This window comes from Aquimarina addita (assembly GCF_039539305.1).
GTDB lineage: Bacteria > Bacteroidota > Bacteroidia > Flavobacteriales > Flavobacteriaceae > Aquimarina > Aquimarina addita.
The window spans coordinates 1-829 of the sequence record NZ_BAABCW010000073.1 but is presented as its reverse complement, the minus strand read 5'-3'; the positions used below and the strand labels follow the sequence as shown (position 1 = coordinate 829).

Sequence of the window (829 nt, the reverse complement as noted above, 5' to 3'; positions counted from 1 at the left end):
TATTGACAAAAAAGCCAATCAATCCTTCTAATTCTTCCTGTGTTCTATTAGCTATTGGTGTCCCCACACAAATATCAACCTGTCCGCTATAACGGTATAGCAGTACTTTAAATGCTGATAGCAAAACCATAAACATCGTACTACCTTGTTTCTTACATATCCTTTCTAATTTATTGCTTACCTCTATGCCCAACTCAAAGGATAAAGTAGCCCCTGCAGTACTCTGTATGGCAGGTCTGGTATAATCGGTAGGTAGCAATAGGGGCGCAACTCCTGATAACTGGTTCTTCCAATAAGATAGTTGCCCTTCCAATAGTTCTCCATTTAAATGTTCCCGTTGCCATAGAGCATAATCAGCATATTGTATTGGTAGTGGTTTTAAGATTGGTGATCGGTCTGTTTTGAGCGCTTGATATATCTCAACAAATTCTTCAATCAGTATGTTGTCTGACCATCCATCACTGGAGATATGATGGAAGATACCAGCTAGTACATATCTTTGTGATCCCAGGTCATATAAAGCTGCTCTGAACATATAATCTTTAGAAAGATCGAATGCCAGAGAGGCAAAGTCCTGTATTTTATAATCTAATAAAGAAGCGTCTTCTATGGTATTGATCTCTATATTCCAGTCTTGAACCGGAAGTATTTCCTGATAACCAATACCATCTTCCTGTTTGTAAATAGTCCTCAGTACTTCGTGTCTGGATAGGATCATCTTCAATGCATCTTGTAATGCATCAATATCCAGATCTCCTTCTAAACGCAATACAACAGGGATGTGGTATTCTAAACTACCCTGCAATTGATCTAAGAACCATAAACGTTC

At 38.4% G+C, this 829-nt stretch carries 1 protein-coding gene; it reads right to left on the bottom strand.

The features are described from left to right. Positions 1-829 (bottom strand): condensation domain-containing protein (locus ABD816_RS22200; protein ID WP_344931111.1); only part of this gene is annotated, 829 nt, incomplete at both ends.